The organism is Streptomyces sp. TRM49041, from assembly GCF_008271805.1.
GTDB lineage: Bacteria > Actinomycetota > Actinomycetes > Streptomycetales > Streptomycetaceae > Streptomyces.
In genome coordinates this window covers 21,569-35,808 of sequence record NZ_VSRY01000157.1, presented here as the reverse complement: position 1 = coordinate 35,808, position 14,240 = coordinate 21,569, and the positions used below count along the sequence as shown (strand labels likewise).

Sequence of the window (14,240 nt, the reverse complement as noted above, 5' to 3'; positions counted from 1 at the left end):
CCCGGCGTCGGGCGTACTGTGGACGGCGGCCTTACGACGGACACGGCGAGGAGACACGATGAGCGACCTGGAGCGCTGGAAGGAGAAGGGCGTAGCCCTGCGCGTGTTCGTGTACGTGTTCGTCACGCACGCGCTGGCCGGGTTCGTGTGGATCCTCTTCTACGTCGGCGAGCACGCCGACAAGTAGCACCCGCCCCCGCTCCGCGCACCGACCGGCCGGTAAGGTCCGGCCCGTGAGCAGCACCGCCAGGGGCCCCGAGCGGCACCCGCACCCCGTCACCGTCGTCGGTATCGGCGCCGACGGCTGGGCAGGGCTGCCCGAGGCGGCCCGCGCCGCCCTGCGCGCCGCCGACGTGGTCATCGGCGGGGGCGCCCGCCAGCTCGGACTGCTGCCCGCCGCCGAGGTCGGCGCCGAGCGCGTCGCCTGGCCCTCGCCGCTGCGCCCCGCCGTTCCCCGCCTCCTGGACGCCCACGCCGGCCGGAAGGTCGCCGTGCTGGCCAGCGGCGACCCCATGTTCCACGGCATCGGACGGGCCCTCGCCGAGGTGCTCGGCCCCGAGCGGCTGCGCGTCCTGCCGCACCCGTCCTCCGTCGCGTACGCCTGCGCCCGGCTCGGCTGGCCGCAGGAGGACGCCGAGACCGTCACGCTCGTCGGCCGCCCCCTCGACACCCTGACCGCCGCGCTCCACGACGGGCGCCGCCTCCTCGTACTCAGCGCGGGCGCCGCGACCCCCGGCGAGGTCGCCGCCCTGCTGCGGGCCCGCGGCTACGGGCCCAGCCGCCTCCATGTCCTGGAGCGGCTCGGCCACGCCGACCACGAGCGCGCCCTGCACGGCACCGCCGACGACTGGCCCCACCCGCAGGGCGACCCCCTGAACATCGTCGCCGTCGAGTGCCTCCGCGCCCCGGACGCGCCGCGGCTCGGCGCCGTACCGGGACTTCCCGACTCCGCGTACGAGCACGACGGCCAGCTCACCAAGCGGCACGTCCGCGCCGCGACCCTCGCGGCCCTCGCGCCCGCGCCCGGCGAGCTGCTGTGGGACATCGGCGGAGGCTCCGGCTCCATCGGCATCGAGTGGATGCGCACCCACCGCAGCTGCCGCGCGGTCACCGTCGAACGCGACCCGGTACGGGCCGGGCGCATCGCCCGCAACGCCGCCACCCTCGGCGTGCCCGGCCTGCGCGTCGTCACCGCCGCGGCCCCCGGCGGCCTGGCCGGTCTCGACGCCCCCCACGCCGTGTTCATCGGCGGCGGGCTCACCGTGCCCGGCCTGCTCGACGCGTGCTGGGACGCGCTCCGCCCGGGCGGCCGGCTGGTGGCGAACACCGTGACGCTGGAGTCCGAGGCGCTCCTCGCCGACCGGTACCGGCGGCACGGCGGCGAACTCGTACGGCTCGCGGTCGCGCACGCCGTACCCGTGGGCGGCTTCACCGGCTGGCGGCAGGCGATGCCGGTCACGCAGTGGTCCGTAACGAAGGCAGGAGCAGAGGAAGCATGACCGTCCACTTCATCGGCGCGGGACCCGGTGCCGCCGACCTCATCACCGTGCGCGGCGCCCGCACCCTCGCCTCCTGCCGGGTGTGCCTGTACGCCGGGTCGCTCGTCCCGCGTGAACTCCTCGCCGAGTGCCCGCCGGACGCGCGGCTGGTCGACACGGCGAACATGGACCTCGACGCCATCACCGAGGAGCTCGTCCGCGCCCACGAGGCCGGGCACGACGTGGCCCGGCTGCACTCCGGCGACCCCTCCGTCTTCAGCGCGGTCGCCGAGCAGATGCGGCGGCTGGACGCGGCGGGCGTGCCGTACGAGGTGGTGCCCGGCGTCCCGGCGTTCGCGGCGGCCGCGGCGGCGCTGAAGCGGGAGCTGACGGTGCCGACAGTCGGCCAGACGGTCATCCTGACGCGCGTCGCCCAGCAGGCCACACCCATGCCGGACGGCGAGGACCTGGCCACGCTCGGCCGCAGCGGCGCCCTCCTCGTCCTCCACCTCGCGGCCCGGTACGTCGACCGCGTCGTCGCCGAACTCGTCCCGCACTACGGCGAGGACTGCCCGGCCGCGGTCGTCGCCATGGCCAGCCGGCCGGACGAAGTGGTGCTCCGGGGCACCCTCGCCGACATCGCCGCGCGGACGAAGGCGGCGGACATCACCAGGACCGCTGTGATCATTGTCGGCCGCACTCTGGCGGCCACCCAGTTCCGCGACAGCCACCTCTACTCGCCCGAGCGCGACCGCCACGTCTGCTGACGCCGGGTCCGCGCGGACGAAGACCATGTGCGGGAAGGCGACGACGCCTTCCACGAGGTGGGCGGCTCGGTCGCCGACGCGTTCACCCTCCGCGCGGAGGCCGCGCGGCCGCCGCGGCCGTCGCGGCCGTCGCCGCGGCGGCCTCCCTGTTCCGCGTCCCCCGGGCGCGGGGACGCGGGGACGCGTGATGCGGGGACGCGGGATGCGGGGACGCGGTCAGTGGGGCGCGGTCAGTGGGACGCCGCGAGGATCTGTGTGAAGGTCTTGCCGGCGTCCTTGGACTCGTACACCCCGCCCTCCGTCGCCGCCAGGACCCGCTCCGCCGTCACGGCCGTCAGGGCCTGCGGGCCACCGCCCGGGACCGTGGCGGCCTTGTGCCAGGTCCTGCCGCCGTCGGCGCTGTGGTGCACCGCCCCGGACGGGTCGAGGCCGAACAGGGCGTCCGGTGCCGCCCAGGACACGAAGGCCATGACCGGCTCGGTGCCCTTGGCGAAGGTACGGCCGCCGTCCGTGGAGCGGGCCACCCCGTCCTCGGTCGTGGCCAGGACCGTGTCCGGGTCCTCGGGGCTGACGGCGATGTCGAGGGCGCGCAGCTCGGACCGGTTCTCCCAGTCGACGCGGTTCTCGCTGACGCGCAGGCGGCCGTTGGTGCTGTCGTAGCCGTAGACCGTGCCGTGGGCGAAGTCCAGGGAGTGGAAGTCCACCCCGGCGAGGGACTTCCTCTTCCATGTCTTGCCGGCGTCGGTGGACTCGATGAGGCCCCGGTTCCCGGGCTCGTCCTCGTTGCCGTGCCCCGGGTGGCCGCTGGCGACGAAGGTCTTCGGACCGATGACGGTGAAGCCCATGTAGTCGTCGTGGCTGTCGCCGACGCGCTCGGCGCCGCCGTCCGCGCCCGGCGTGACGATGCCCTCGTGCGTGGCGACGTAGACGCGGCCGTCGGCGGGGTCGACGCCCAGGCCGTGGATGTGGCTGACCTCCACGTCGCCGGACGCGTCCGGCGACGGCCCGCCCTCGTCGCCGGCGCAGCCCGACAGGGCCAGTCCGAGCGCCGCCAGGGCGGCCACGGCCGCGTACCGCTTCTTCTGCGTCTTCTTGCTGTGCATGTTGTCCCTCGGGTGAGTGCTCAGTGCTCAGTGCCCAGCACTGGGTGCTGGGTGCTGGGTGCTGGTGGATGGGCGGAGGAAGGTGAAGGTGAAGGTGAAGGTCTTCCTTCTCCCTCCTAGATCCGCAGCAGGGACAACTGAGCCAGGTCCGGCGCGCGGGGTGGGGGATTCGCGCGACGCGGGGTGGTGTGCGGCATGCGCGTACGGGCCCGGAAGGCCGCCCACGGGACCGGGCGCCCCGTCAGCGCCGCCAGCGCCCCCGCGCCGATGAGCACCGCCACGCACAGTCCGGCGAGGTCCACGTCCGTGACCGGACGGTCCTCGTCGTGCGGTGCGTCGTGCGGTGCGTCGTGCGGTGCGTCGTGCTGTGTGCCGTGCGGGGCCGACGCGGCGGTGGGCGTGGACGCCGCGTGCGCCTGTTCCTGATGGCCCACGCCGTGCATCAGGAACAGGCCCACCGCCAGTACCGCGACCAGCAGCAGGCGCCCTACGGGGCCGGGGCCGGTGGCCCGGGCACTCCGGATGCTCACGCTCAACGGGGTACGCCTTCCAGGGGGTGTTCCGGTTCGAGCGTACCGGCCCACGCCCGGCGAGCGTGGGCTCCCACCGGCCCGGAGCTACCGTGACGGGATGCAGCTCGCCCGTGACCGGTTGGCCCTCGGCGCGTTCGCCGTGACCTGTCTCCTCGCGGGCGGCAACGCGGTCGGCATCCGCTTCAGCAACCGGGAGCTCGACCCCCTCTGGGGCGCCGCCCTGCGGTTCGGGGCCGCCGCGCTGCTGCTCCTGGCGATCATGGCGGCGCGCCGCCTGGCGTGGCCGCGCGGCCGGGCACTCGCCGGGTCGGTGCTGTTCGGGCTGCTGAACTTCGGCGTGACGTTCGCGCTGGCGTACTACGCCCTGCTCCACATCCACGCCGGACTCGGCCAGACCCTGCTCTCCCTGGTGCCCCTGGCCGCGCTGCTGCTCGCGGTGGCGCAGCACCAGGAACGGTTCCGCCGGGTAGCCCTGGCCGGGACGCTGTGCGCGGTCGCGGGTGTCGCGGTGATGTCGCGGGCGCCGCTCCAGGCGGAGGTGCCGGTGACCGCGCTGCTGGCCGCGCTGGGCTCCGTACTGTCGTTCGCGCAGGCCGCGGTGCTCGTACGGCGGCTCCCGAAGGTTCATCCGGTGACCATGAACGCGGTCGGGATGACGGCCGCGGCGGTCGCGCTGTTCGCGGGGTCGCTGGCGGTCGGGGACGAGTGGGTGCGGCCGGAGCGGGCCGCGACGTGGTGGGCGCTGGCGTATCTGGTCGTGGCCGGGTCGGTGCTGACCTTCATCTGCTATCTGGTGGTCATCCAGCGCTGGGGTGCGTCGCGGGCCGCGTATGTGTTCGTCGTCATCCCCGTGGTCACGATCGCCGCCTCGGCCTGGCTCGACGACGAGCCGCTCACGGTGTCGCTGCTGCTGGGCGCGCCGCTGATTCTCGTGGGTGTCTATCTGGGTGCGCTGCGACCGGCCGCGGAGGAGCCGGCCGCGGAGGAGTCGCCCGCGGAGGAGTCGCCCGCGGAGGAGCCGGACGGGGACGGGCCGGACGGGGACGGGCCGGACGGGGACGGGCCCGAGGGCTAGCTGTTCTGTCCCGGGGGGCCGACGACGGGCGCAGGGCGTCCAGGGTGACCGCCACCAGGCGTCGTACGGCCGCCTTGGAGGCAGCGCGCGGCGGCCGCTTCGAGGGCGTGCAGGCCGTACGCGGCGAGTGCGGCGGGCAGCGGCGCGGGGCGTGCTGACGCTCGCCGTGCTAACGCTCGCCGTGCCCGCCGCCGCCACGCATGGCACGCATCATCACGATCATCATCAGCGGGCAGGCCACGGCCAGCGCGGTGAACAACAGTGTGCTCGCCGGTACGCCGAAGCCCGCAGCGGCGACCAGGATGACGCCGACGAGCGCCGCCACCCCGCCGACGTAACGGCCGTAGAGGTCGTGGCCGCCGTGGCCCGGAGAGGCTGAACCGATGTGTCCGTCACGGCTCGTCTGGATGGCCATCGCTACCTCCTGAACGGTGCGTTCGCCGACTGCGCCCGCCCGCTCCCGGTCCGTACGGGGAGGGGACCGCGGGGCGGGCGCACCCGGCCGTGTCCCCCATGCAACCAACGCCCGCCGCCGGCCCCCAGGGCCGAACGTCCTCCTCCGGCCGGGCCTGTTCGGGGCCGTTCGGGGTCCTTCCGCAAGGGGCCACCGGGCCGTTCGCCCTCTTTCCCCGTCACAGCGGCCTGTGTTCACTTGCGACACACAGACGAGTGGGAGGCGTTGTATGGCCGGGAAGCGAGCCCCGAGGTGATCGCGGCCGTCGGGCACACCGACCTGACACCGGAGACCCTGAAGCTGGTCGAACACGAACTGCGCAAACGTGTCGAGCGCCTGACGGACGGGGCGGTCGGCCTGGTGCGCGTCGGCGCGGGACTGCCGTTGGCGTTCGGGCGGGCCGTACGGGAGGCCGGGCGGAAGCTGGTCGTCCTGCTGCCCGCGCAGGGCTCCGTGCCCGCCGTGCTGCCGCGCCGCGACCGTGCCGCGGCGGGCGAACTGCTCCTGCTCGCCGAGCAGATGAGGCTGATGCCGTACGACCCGGAGGGCCGGGACGCCTGCGTCGGCGCCGACGAGCGGATGATCTCCACGAGCCGCCGGCTGCTCGCCGTCTGGGACGGCTCCCCGTCCAACGGCCGCGACGCGACCGCCCACCTTGTGGCATACGCCCGCGCCCACGGCATCCCGGTCGACGTGGTGTGGCCCACCGGTGCCGCCCGGGCCGCGGGCGGACCACGTCCGCCGCGTACCCGCCGCTCCGGCTCGCTCCGCGGTCCCCGATGACGAGCACCGTCAACGGCCGGTCGTCACACCCCCGTCCCCGTCCCCACCCCCGTCGCCGTCCGCGCCCGCGTTCCGCCCCCGTGCGGCCGGGCCCAGCGCCGCCGACCATCGGGTCCGGTCCCGCCTTCGCCTGGCTGCTCGTGGTCACCGGACTCCTCGGCGGCCTCGCATCCTTCGTGATCACACTGGACAAGTTCCGGCTCCTCGAAGACCTCGGGTACGTACCGTCCTGCAATCTCAGCCCGGTCGTGTCCTGCGCCGACGTGATGCGCAGCGAGCAGGCGTCGGTGCTCGGCTTCCCCAACCCGCTGCTGGGCCTCGCCACGTACGCGGCGGTCGTCGCGATCGGCGTCGGCCTGCTTGCCGGGGCCCGTCACCGCCGCTGGTTCTGGCTCGCTCTGAACGCCGGGACGCTGGCCGGTGCGGCGTTCTGCATGTGGCTGATGAGCCAGGCGCTGTACGTGATCGGCGCGCTCTGCCTGTGGTGCGTTCTCGCCTGGGCGGCGACCGTCCTGATGTTCTGGTACACGACGGTCCACAACCTCCGGCACGGCGTCCTGCGGGCACCCCGCGGGCTGGTCAGCGGCGTCCAGGAGTTCCACTGGGCGGTCCCGGCCGTCTGGCTGGGTGGTATCGGGATGCTGATCGCCACCCGCTGGTGGCCGTTCTGGCAGTCGCTGCTGTGAGGCCCGTACAAGAGCCCGTACAAGAGCCCGTACAAGAGCCCGTACATGCTCCCGTTCAGCAGCGGGAGCGGGGACCACCAGGTCCCGCGAGGGACCGTTCGGCCCTGTCGGCACCCCCTGCCCCTCCGCGGATCATGTGGCGGCAACGCACTGATGTGGGGAGGTCACCGGCCGGTGGACGAGACAGAGACGAACCAGGTGGGAACCGCCGGGCGGCACCGCCCGGCGGTGGCCGGGGAGACCGGGCCCGGCACGAGGACCCGGCCCTCCTGGGCCGAGTGGCTGACGACCACCGATCACAAGAAGATCGGCACGATGTACCTCGTCACCGCGATGGTCTTCTTTCTCCTCGGCGGCGCGCTCGCGCTGCTGATGCGCGCGGAACTGGCCAGGCCAGGCACGCAGATCATCTCGAACGAGCAGTTCAACCAGGCGTTCACCATGCACGGCTCGATCATGCTGCTGCTGTTCGCCATGCCGCTGTTCACGGGGTTCGCGAACTGGCTCATGCCGATCCAGATCGGCGCGCCGGACGTGGCGTTCCCGCGGTTGAACATGCTGGCCTACTGGCTGTTCCTGTTCGGGTCGCTGATCGCGGCGGGCGGGTTTTTGACCCCGGGTGGCGCGGCCGACTTCGGCTGGTTCCTGTACGTGCCGCTCTCCGACGCCGTGCACTCGCCGGGCCTCGGCGCCGACCTGTGGATCATGGGCGTGGCGCTCTCCGGATTCGGCTCGATCCTCGGCGCGGTCAACTTCATCACCACGATCATCTGTATGCGGGCCCCCGGCATGACGATGTTCCGGATGCCGATCTTCACCTGGAACGTGCTGCTGACCGGCGTGCTGATCCTGATCGTCTTCCCGGTCCTGGCGGCGGCTCTCCTCGCCCTCGAGATGGACCGCAAGTTCGGCTCGCACGTCTTCGACCCGGCGAACGGCGGGGCGCTGTTGTGGCAGCACCTGTTCTGGTTCTTCGGCCACCCCGAGGTGTACGTCCTGGCGCTGCCGTTCTTCGGGATCGTGTCCGAGATCGTCCCGGTGTTCTCGCGGAAGCCGATGTTCGGCTACATAGGCCTCATCGCCGCGACCATCGCCATCGCGGGCCTGTCGGTGACGGTGTGGGCGCACCACATGTATGTCACGGGCGGGGTGCTGCTGCCCTTCTTCTCCTTCATGACCTTCCTGATCGCGGTGCCGACGGGCGTGAAGTTCTTCAACTGGATCGGCACCATGTGGAAGGGCTCGCTCTCCTTCGAGACCCCGATGCTGTGGGTGGTCGGCTTCCTCCTCACCTTCACCTTCGGGGGCCTGACGGGCGTCCTGCTGGCCTCGCCGCCGCTGGACTTCCACGTCTCCGACTCGTACTTCGTCGTGGCGCACTTCCACTACACGCTGTTCGGGACGGTCGTGTACGCGATGTTCGCCGGGTTCCACTTCTGGTGGCCGAAGTTCACCGGGAAGATGCTGGACGAGCGCCTCGGGAAGATCACCTTCTGGACGCTGACGGCCGGCTTCCATCTGACCTTCCTGGTCCAGCACTGGCTGGGCGCCGAGGGTATGCCGCGCCGGTACGCGGACTACCTGGCGGCGGACGGCTTCACGGCGCTGAACACCCTGTCCACGGTCGGTTCCTTCCTGCTCGGCCTGTCCTTCCTGCCCTTCTTCTACAACGTCTGGAAGACCGCCAGGTACGGCAAGAAGGTCGACGTCGACGACCCGTGGGGCTACGGCCGTTCGCTGGAGTGGGCCACGTCCTGTCCGCCGCCGCGCCACAACTTCGTATCGCTGCCGAGAATCCGCTCCGAGTCGCCGGCGTTCGACCTGCACCATCCGGAGACGGCGGCACTGGAACACGGCTCGGAACCCGATCCGGCCCGGGTCTGACGTAGAGAGGGGTACGAGCGGTGTCCGCTGCTGCCGTTGCCGCGCTGGGCGTCGCGGTGGTGTCCGCGTCCGGCTACGTCTGGTACGTGCCCGCGCTGGTCGATCTGAGGGCCGGCCAGGACCGCCCGGAGTCCCGCCGTATGGCGGCGGCTGCCTGTGTGACCGGCTGGGGCGCTGCCGCCGCCGTCGCGGTGCTGCTCCTCGCCGGTGCGCCGTGGCGAGTCGCCCTCTCCGCCGCCGCGCTGGGCGGTGGTGTCTCGGCGGCCTTGCGGATACGGTCCGCGCTGTGCCGCCGGCGGGAGGCCGCGGAGGAGGTCCTCCGGTGGGCCGCGCTTCTCCGGGCTCCGCACGCCGGGCCGCACGCCGGGCCGGGCACCGGGCCCGACCCGGCCGCCGCCACGCGCCGGTCGGCCACCTGGGCGGCGGCGGGGCTCGGCACGGCCACCGCCCTGGCCGTGGCCGTCATCCTGGCCCTGGCCACCGGTTCCGCTTCTCCGTGACGTTGTGGCCGCCCGCACGTGGCGGCGCTCTACCTGGCCTGCCTGGCAGGCGTGTGGGATGCCTGGGGGTAGGCGAGGACGCCGGTGAGGATGATCCTCAGGATCTCGCGCAGTTCGATGTGCAGGGGCGCTCCCGCGTCCGGGTTCCGCGACCAGCGGTAGAGAAGGCCGAGGTACGCGTCCCTCAGGATGTTGCCGACCCTCAGGGGGTCGATGTCGAAGGTGACCTCCCCGCGCTGTCGGCCGGCCTCGATGATCGAGGCGAAGGCGTTCCCGGCCCGCTGGTCCTCCAGGAGCGGACGGCCCGCCTTCACCCATGCCTGCAGCATGGTGGTGGTGAGCTCCCGCTCCGCCTCGTTGAACTCGGCCAACGCCGCCACGCACCGCTCCAACTGGACGGTCACGTCGTCGTCCTGAGAGAGCGCCGACTCCTCGATGAAGCGCTCCAGCCGTTGTTTCCGGGCGTCCGCCCAGGCCGTGATGAGGTCTTCCTTCCGCTGGAAGTAGTTGAAGAAGGTCCCCCGGGCCACGTCCGCGCGCTCGGTGATCTGGTCGATCGTGGTGCGGTCGTAGCCCTGCTCGACGAAGAGGGACAGGGCGGAGGAGTAGATGCTGGCTCTGACCCTCTGCTTGCTGCGTTCCCGGCGTCCCATGGGACGGGCGGTATCCGTGGTCAAGAGCCTTCGCCTCCTCGCGTCGTCGGCATCTTCGCCGAGACGAAATTTATACCAGAGTACATAGTTGACTTCTAGTCCTCTATTGCGAGGGAGCGGGCGAGTACGCCGACGGGCTCGTCGCCCAGCAGGCGTTTCGCGGTGACATCGACGCCGAGCGCGCGCTGAAGCCGTACGCGCAGTTCGGTGGCGAGGAGCGAGTCCAGTCCGAGGGCGCGCAGCGGCTGCCGCGCGTCCAGCCGGGAGAGCGAGACGCCCAGCACGGTGGAGATCTGTGTCAGAACGCTCTCCGGGGTGCGCGGCGACGGGGTGCCGGTACCAGGGTCGGGGTCGGGGACGAGGGCCGGCGCGGGGGTGTGCGGCGCCGGCCCGGAGGAGGGCGCGGCCCGGGGACGGGAGCGAGGGGCGTCGGTGCGTTCCGGTCCCGGTGCCTGGCGCAGCCGCATGGCGCGGAATTCGGCCAGTACCCTCCCGTCCGCCGCGAGCAGTACGACATCGCAGCGGGCGTTCTCACCGGCGGCCCCGTCGTCCGCCCCGTTGCCGCCGCCCGGCGCCTCCGGCGCGAACCGGGCCAGGCTCCAGTGCTCCCGGGACAGTCCGTCCCCGTCGGCGATCCGTACTCGGTCGACGGACACGGGCACGTAGGTCCATGCCGCGGCGGCGCCATCGACGTGGTGCGGCCAGGCGCCGAGCATGGTCAGCAGGGCGGCCTCCAGGCCCGCCGTGACCCCGCCGGGGCACGGGTGCATACGGGCGACCGCCTCACCGTCCCGGCGCCACAGCCGGTCGACGGTGCGGAGCGCGGTGTCGAGCGCGTAGCCGCGGGACTCGGCCCGGCGGTAGAACTCGGCGGCGGGTACGTACTCGGCGCAACGGGTCAGCGCGGAGTCCAGCGCGGAGTCCGGAGCGGAGTCCGGAGCGGAGGCCGGCGGCGTCTGGCCGGGGGCCCCGGTGGCCGCGCCGTCCGGCGCCGCCGACGACGTGTCGGCCGTGCGGAACCTGCCGGCCAGACACAGGGTGTCGCCCGCCGCGCCCCCGGCCTGGGCCGCGGTGACGGCGACCGCGTAGACGCCCCGCTCGGCGGTGGGCTCGAAGGTGACCCGGAGGGTGGTGTCCCGGTCCCGCGCCAGGTCGAGGGGACGGCCGCCGAACTCCGCGTGCTCCAGTACGCCCGGCCCGCAGCCGGGGATGCCGCGGGCCGTGTCCAGTACCGCCTTGAGGTGGACCACCGGCGGCACGGGAGTGCGGCCGCGAGCGGTCACCCCGGCGCCCAGGCCGTCGAGGCCCAGCTCGCGCAGGCCGATCTCCCGTACGTGGCCGTGGTGGGCCCTGGCCGGCCGCGTGGCCGGCTCCTGCCGGTAGTGCTCGGTCTCCCAGGCGTACGAGGGCAGCGGCACATGCGGGGCCCTGCCGCCGAAGCAGCGGTCCCAGTCGATCCGGCCGCCGAAGGCGAAGACCTGGCCCAGGGCTCGGACGACGTTCTCGTACTCGTCCTGGCGCCGTCGCAGGAGTGGTACGGCGGCCGGGGGCGCGCTGTGTTCGTCCAGGGTGGCGACGAGCGACTGGACCAGTATCGGGTGCGGACTGACCTCCAGGAAGACCGTCTCCTCCTTGGCGGCGGCCCGGACCGATTCGACGAAGCGGACCGGTTCACGGAGGTTGTCCATCCAGTACGCGGCGTCGAGTTGGGCGCCTTCGACCGGGGTGCAGCGGGTGGAGGAGAACATCTCGGTGCTGGGCGCCGTCGGCGAGAGACCGGCCAGTGCCGCCCGCAGATCCTCGCGCAGCTCCTCCATGGCCGGAGAGTGGGAGGCCACGTTCACCTTGACCGGGCGGCAGTCGACGCTGTCCGCCTCCAGCCGCCGGGAGAGCCGGCGCAGCGCGTCGGCGTCACCGGCCAGGACTGTGGCGCGCGGGGCGTTCTCGGCGGCGACGCACACTGCGGCGCCGTAGGGCGCCACGGCCGTACGGGCCTCGTCCGCGCTCAGTTCGACGGAGAGCATCGCCCCTTGCCCGGCGAGGCGCTGCATGAGCTTGCTGCGACGGCAGATGACGGCCGCCGCGTCCCGCAGGGACAGCGCCCCGGACACATACGCGGCCGCCGCCTCGCCCATGCTGTGTCCCAGGCACAGATCCGGCTCGACGCCCTTCTCCCGCAATAGCGCGGCCAGGGCCACCTCCATCGCCCACAGCACCGGCTGCACCACGGCGACGTCGGACGGAAGCTCCTGCCCGGCGTCGCCGAGTACATCGACTACCGACCAACCGAGTTCCTCGCGGATGACGCTGTCGCACTCGGTCAGGGCGCGGCGGAAGGCGGAGTCAGAGCCATCGCCGGAGCCGACGTCGGCGTCGAGGAGCCGCCGTCCCATGCCGAGCCACTGCGAACCCTGGCCGGGGAAGACGAAGGCGATCCTGCGGCCCGTGTCGAAGCCGGTGTCCACCAGCCCGCCGTCCGGGGTCTCCTGCCCGGCGGCGAGGAGGCGGAGCGTCGCGGCGAGTTCGTCGTGCGTACGGCCCACCGCCCACAGGCGGCACGGGAGGGCGTCGCGCCGTGCGGCGGCGGTGTGGCAGACGTCCCGCAGCCGGAAGCGGCGCCCCTCGCCGCCCGGTTCCAGGTGGGCGGCGTAGCGCTCGGCGAGCATGCGCAGGGACTCCGTGCCGCGGGCGCTGAGGACGAGCAGTTCGGGCCGCGCGCCGTCGTGGCGGGACGTGGCGGACGCGGCGGACGCGGTCGCTCCGGCCGGTGCGGCCGGTGCGGCCGGTGCGGGCTCGGCCGGGTACTCGGCGACGACGACATGCGCGTTGGTGCCCGAGAGCCCGAAGGAGCTGACGCCCAGGAGCGCCGTCCCACCGGCGGGCTCTATCGGCGTGTTGCGGTCCACGGCCGCGATGGGCGCCGCGTCGGTCAGGAGCGGATGCGGGTCGCGCAGGTGCAGGGACGCCGGTATGAGACGGTGGCGGGCGATCAGTACCGCCTTGATCAGCCCGGCGATTCCGGCGGCCGCCTCGGTGTGGCCGATGTTGGACTTGACCGAGCCGACCCGCAGCGGGCTGGAGCGGGGCGACGCCTCGTCCCGCAACGCCTCGGTCAGCGCCCGCAGTTCGACGCCGTCGCCGACCCGGGTGCCGGTGCCGTGCGCCTCCACGTAGTCCAGCCGGCCGGGTGTGATGCCCGCGCTGCGGCAGGCGGCGCGGACCATCTCGACCTGCCCGGACACCGCGGGCTGCAACAGGAGTCCGCTGCCCTTGCCGTCGTTGGTCACCGCGCTGCCGCGCAGCACCGCCAGGACGCGGTCGCCGTCGCGTACCGCGTCGGGCAGCCGTTTGAGCAGTAAGGCCCCCACACCCTCGCTCCGGACGAAGCCGTCCGCGGAGGTGTCTCCGAACTTGCAGCGGCCGTCGGGCGCGAGCATGCCGCCCTGGGAGTAGACGACGGAGTCGTGCGCCGACAGCACCGCGTTGACGCCGGCTGCCATGGCCAGGTCGCTCTCCCCGGTCAGCAGGCTCTGCCGGGCCATGTGCACCGCCACCAGCGAGGAGGAGCAGGCGGTGTCGACGACGATGCTCGGGCCCCGGAGGTCCAGCGCGAAGGAGACGCGCCCGGCGGTGACCGCGCGCAGCCGGCTGCCCGTCATACCGTGCACGTCCTGGGCCTGCCGCGGGTCGGCCACGTCCGCGTACTCGCTGGTCGCCTGTCCCACGAAGACCCCGGTACGGCTGCCGGCCAGGGAGGAGGGGAGGATTCCTGCGTCCTCCAGCGCTTCCCACACGACATGCAGGAGGACCCGCTGCTGGGGGTCCATGGCCCGGGCCTGGCGCGGGGCGATGCCGAAGAAGGCGGCGTCGAAGCCGTACAGGTCGTCGAGGAAGCCGCCGTGCCGCGACACCGTCCTGCCCGGTGCACCCGGTGGCGGGGAGTAGTGCGCCGCCACGTCGAAGCGGTCGGCTGGGACGGGGGTGACGGCGTCGGTGTTGCTCTCCAGCAGCCGCCAGAACGCGTCCACCCCGGTCGCCCCGGGGAACCTGCACCCCATGCCGACGACCGCGATCTCGGGTATACCGCCGTGATTCACTCTGCCCCCTGTCGTGTGAAGGTCACAGTGCAAAAGTACACGCGAGATCAACTTTGACTTCGGGGTGGCCGAGCGCTGGAGGTGACACTCTCCACAGAGATGCCGGATATTCCCTCATTTGGTGTGTTCCTGCGCGTGGTCGGGTCGGAAGTTTATGGCTTGAGGAAGTGTCGGTCGTGGTAGATATTTGTTCTGCAGTTCATTAATGGACCGTTGTGCGTGATCGG

Annotated in this window: 13 protein-coding genes; 8 read left to right on the top strand and 5 right to left on the bottom strand. The window is 72.9% G+C overall.

Annotated features, from left to right (window positions below; all coding sequences use genetic code 11):
- Positions 1-58: 58 nt before the first annotated feature.
- The 3 genes from FVS66_RS35555 to cobM are packed head-to-tail and all read left to right on the top strand — an operon-like array spanning position 59 to position 2,245.
- Complete coding sequence (locus tag FVS66_RS35555) at positions 59-187, top strand: DUF6126 family protein (RefSeq protein WP_222946981.1); 129 nt, start codon at positions 59-61, stop codon at positions 185-187.
- A 46-nt stretch (positions 188-233) separates the two neighbouring features.
- Positions 234-1,499 (top strand): precorrin-6y C5,15-methyltransferase (decarboxylating) subunit CbiE, encoded by a 1,266-nt coding sequence (gene cbiE, locus FVS66_RS25535; RefSeq protein ID WP_149183568.1) that lies wholly within the window; start codon positions 234-236, stop codon positions 1,497-1,499.
- Entirely contained in the window at positions 1,496-2,245 is a 750-nt protein-coding gene (cobM, locus tag FVS66_RS25530; protein ID WP_149183567.1) for a precorrin-4 C(11)-methyltransferase, read from the top strand. Before cbiE ends, cobM begins: the two co-directional genes overlap by 4 nt.
- Positions 2,246-2,475: 230 nt before the next feature.
- On the opposite strand, the gene FVS66_RS25525 is transcribed toward cobM, so the two are convergent.
- Positions 2,476-3,348 carry a F510_1955 family glycosylhydrolase gene (locus tag FVS66_RS25525; RefSeq protein WP_149183566.1) on the bottom strand — a complete coding sequence of 291 codons (873 nt, stop codon included), beginning with the start codon at positions 3,346-3,348 and terminating at the stop codon, positions 2,476-2,478.
- Positions 3,349-3,464: 116 nt separating this feature from the next.
- The gene (locus FVS66_RS25520; protein WP_149183565.1) at positions 3,465-3,878 is read right to left on the bottom strand and encodes a DUF6153 family protein; all 414 of its coding nucleotides are present in this window, start codon (positions 3,876-3,878) and stop codon (positions 3,465-3,467) included.
- Positions 3,879-3,978: 100 nt separating this feature from the next.
- On the opposite strand from FVS66_RS25520, the gene FVS66_RS25515 reads away from it, so the two are divergent.
- A complete protein-coding gene (locus tag FVS66_RS25515) occupies positions 3,979-4,956 on the top strand; it encodes a DMT family transporter (RefSeq protein WP_149183564.1) in 978 nt (325 codons plus the stop codon).
- A 169-nt stretch (positions 4,957-5,125) separates the two neighbouring features.
- Here FVS66_RS25515 and FVS66_RS25510 read toward each other — a convergent pair whose 3' ends face one another.
- Positions 5,126-5,371: a DUF2933 domain-containing protein gene (locus FVS66_RS25510; protein WP_149183563.1), complete on the bottom strand. Its 246-nt coding sequence runs from the start codon at positions 5,369-5,371 to the stop codon at positions 5,126-5,128.
- Between the two features lie 291 nt (positions 5,372-5,662).
- On the opposite strand from FVS66_RS25510, the gene FVS66_RS25505 reads away from it, so the two are divergent.
- From FVS66_RS25505 to FVS66_RS25490, 4 genes are all read left to right on the top strand, one after another.
- The gene (locus FVS66_RS25505) at positions 5,663-6,193 is read left to right on the top strand and encodes a hypothetical protein (protein WP_149183612.1); all 531 of its coding nucleotides are present in this window, start codon (positions 5,663-5,665) and stop codon (positions 6,191-6,193) included.
- Positions 6,190-6,879 (top strand): vitamin K epoxide reductase family protein, encoded by a 690-nt coding sequence (locus FVS66_RS25500; RefSeq protein WP_149183562.1) that lies wholly within the window; start codon positions 6,190-6,192, stop codon positions 6,877-6,879. The genes FVS66_RS25505 and FVS66_RS25500 overlap by 4 nt, the downstream gene beginning before the upstream one ends.
- 153 nt (positions 6,880-7,032) lie before the next feature.
- The gene (gene ctaD, locus FVS66_RS25495; protein WP_399226284.1) at positions 7,033-8,763 is read left to right on the top strand and encodes a cytochrome c oxidase subunit I; all 1,731 of its coding nucleotides are present in this window, start codon (positions 7,033-7,035) and stop codon (positions 8,761-8,763) included.
- Positions 8,764-8,783: 20 nt separating this feature from the next.
- The gene (locus FVS66_RS25490; RefSeq protein WP_149183560.1) at positions 8,784-9,263 is read left to right on the top strand and encodes a hypothetical protein; all 480 of its coding nucleotides are present in this window, start codon (positions 8,784-8,786) and stop codon (positions 9,261-9,263) included.
- 29 nt (positions 9,264-9,292) lie between these two features.
- Here FVS66_RS25490 and FVS66_RS25485 read toward each other — a convergent pair whose 3' ends face one another.
- Together FVS66_RS25485 and FVS66_RS25480 are read right to left on the bottom strand one after the other, a co-directional pair.
- Positions 9,293-9,916, bottom strand: a complete 624-nt coding sequence (locus tag FVS66_RS25485; protein ID WP_149183559.1) for a TetR/AcrR family transcriptional regulator — start codon at positions 9,914-9,916, stop codon at positions 9,293-9,295.
- 95 nt (positions 9,917-10,011) lie between these two features.
- Positions 10,012-14,013 (bottom strand): type I polyketide synthase, encoded by a 4,002-nt coding sequence (locus FVS66_RS25480; RefSeq protein ID WP_149183558.1) that lies wholly within the window; start codon positions 14,011-14,013, stop codon positions 10,012-10,014.
- Positions 14,014-14,240: the final 227 nt, after the last annotated feature.

Coding starts and splice junctions, on each gene's coding strand:
- FVS66_RS25510 (WP_149183563.1), bottom strand. CDS start 5,371: ATGGCCATCCAGACGAGCCGTGACGGACACATCGGTTCAGCCTCTCCG.
- ctaD (WP_399226284.1), top strand. CDS start 7,033: ATGTGGGGAGGTCACCGGCCGGTGGACGAGACAGAGACGAACCAGGTG.
- FVS66_RS25515 (WP_149183564.1), top strand. CDS start 3,979: ATGCAGCTCGCCCGTGACCGGTTGGCCCTCGGCGCGTTCGCCGTGACC.
- FVS66_RS25485 (WP_149183559.1), bottom strand. CDS start 9,916: ATGGGACGCCGGGAACGCAGCAAGCAGAGGGTCAGAGCCAGCATCTAC.
- cobM (WP_149183567.1), top strand. CDS start 1,496: ATGACCGTCCACTTCATCGGCGCGGGACCCGGTGCCGCCGACCTCATC.
- FVS66_RS35555 (WP_222946981.1), top strand. CDS start 59: ATGAGCGACCTGGAGCGCTGGAAGGAGAAGGGCGTAGCCCTGCGCGTG.
- FVS66_RS25500 (WP_149183562.1), top strand. CDS start 6,190: ATGACGAGCACCGTCAACGGCCGGTCGTCACACCCCCGTCCCCGTCCC.
- FVS66_RS25525 (WP_149183566.1), bottom strand. CDS start 3,348: ATGCACAGCAAGAAGACGCAGAAGAAGCGGTACGCGGCCGTGGCCGCC.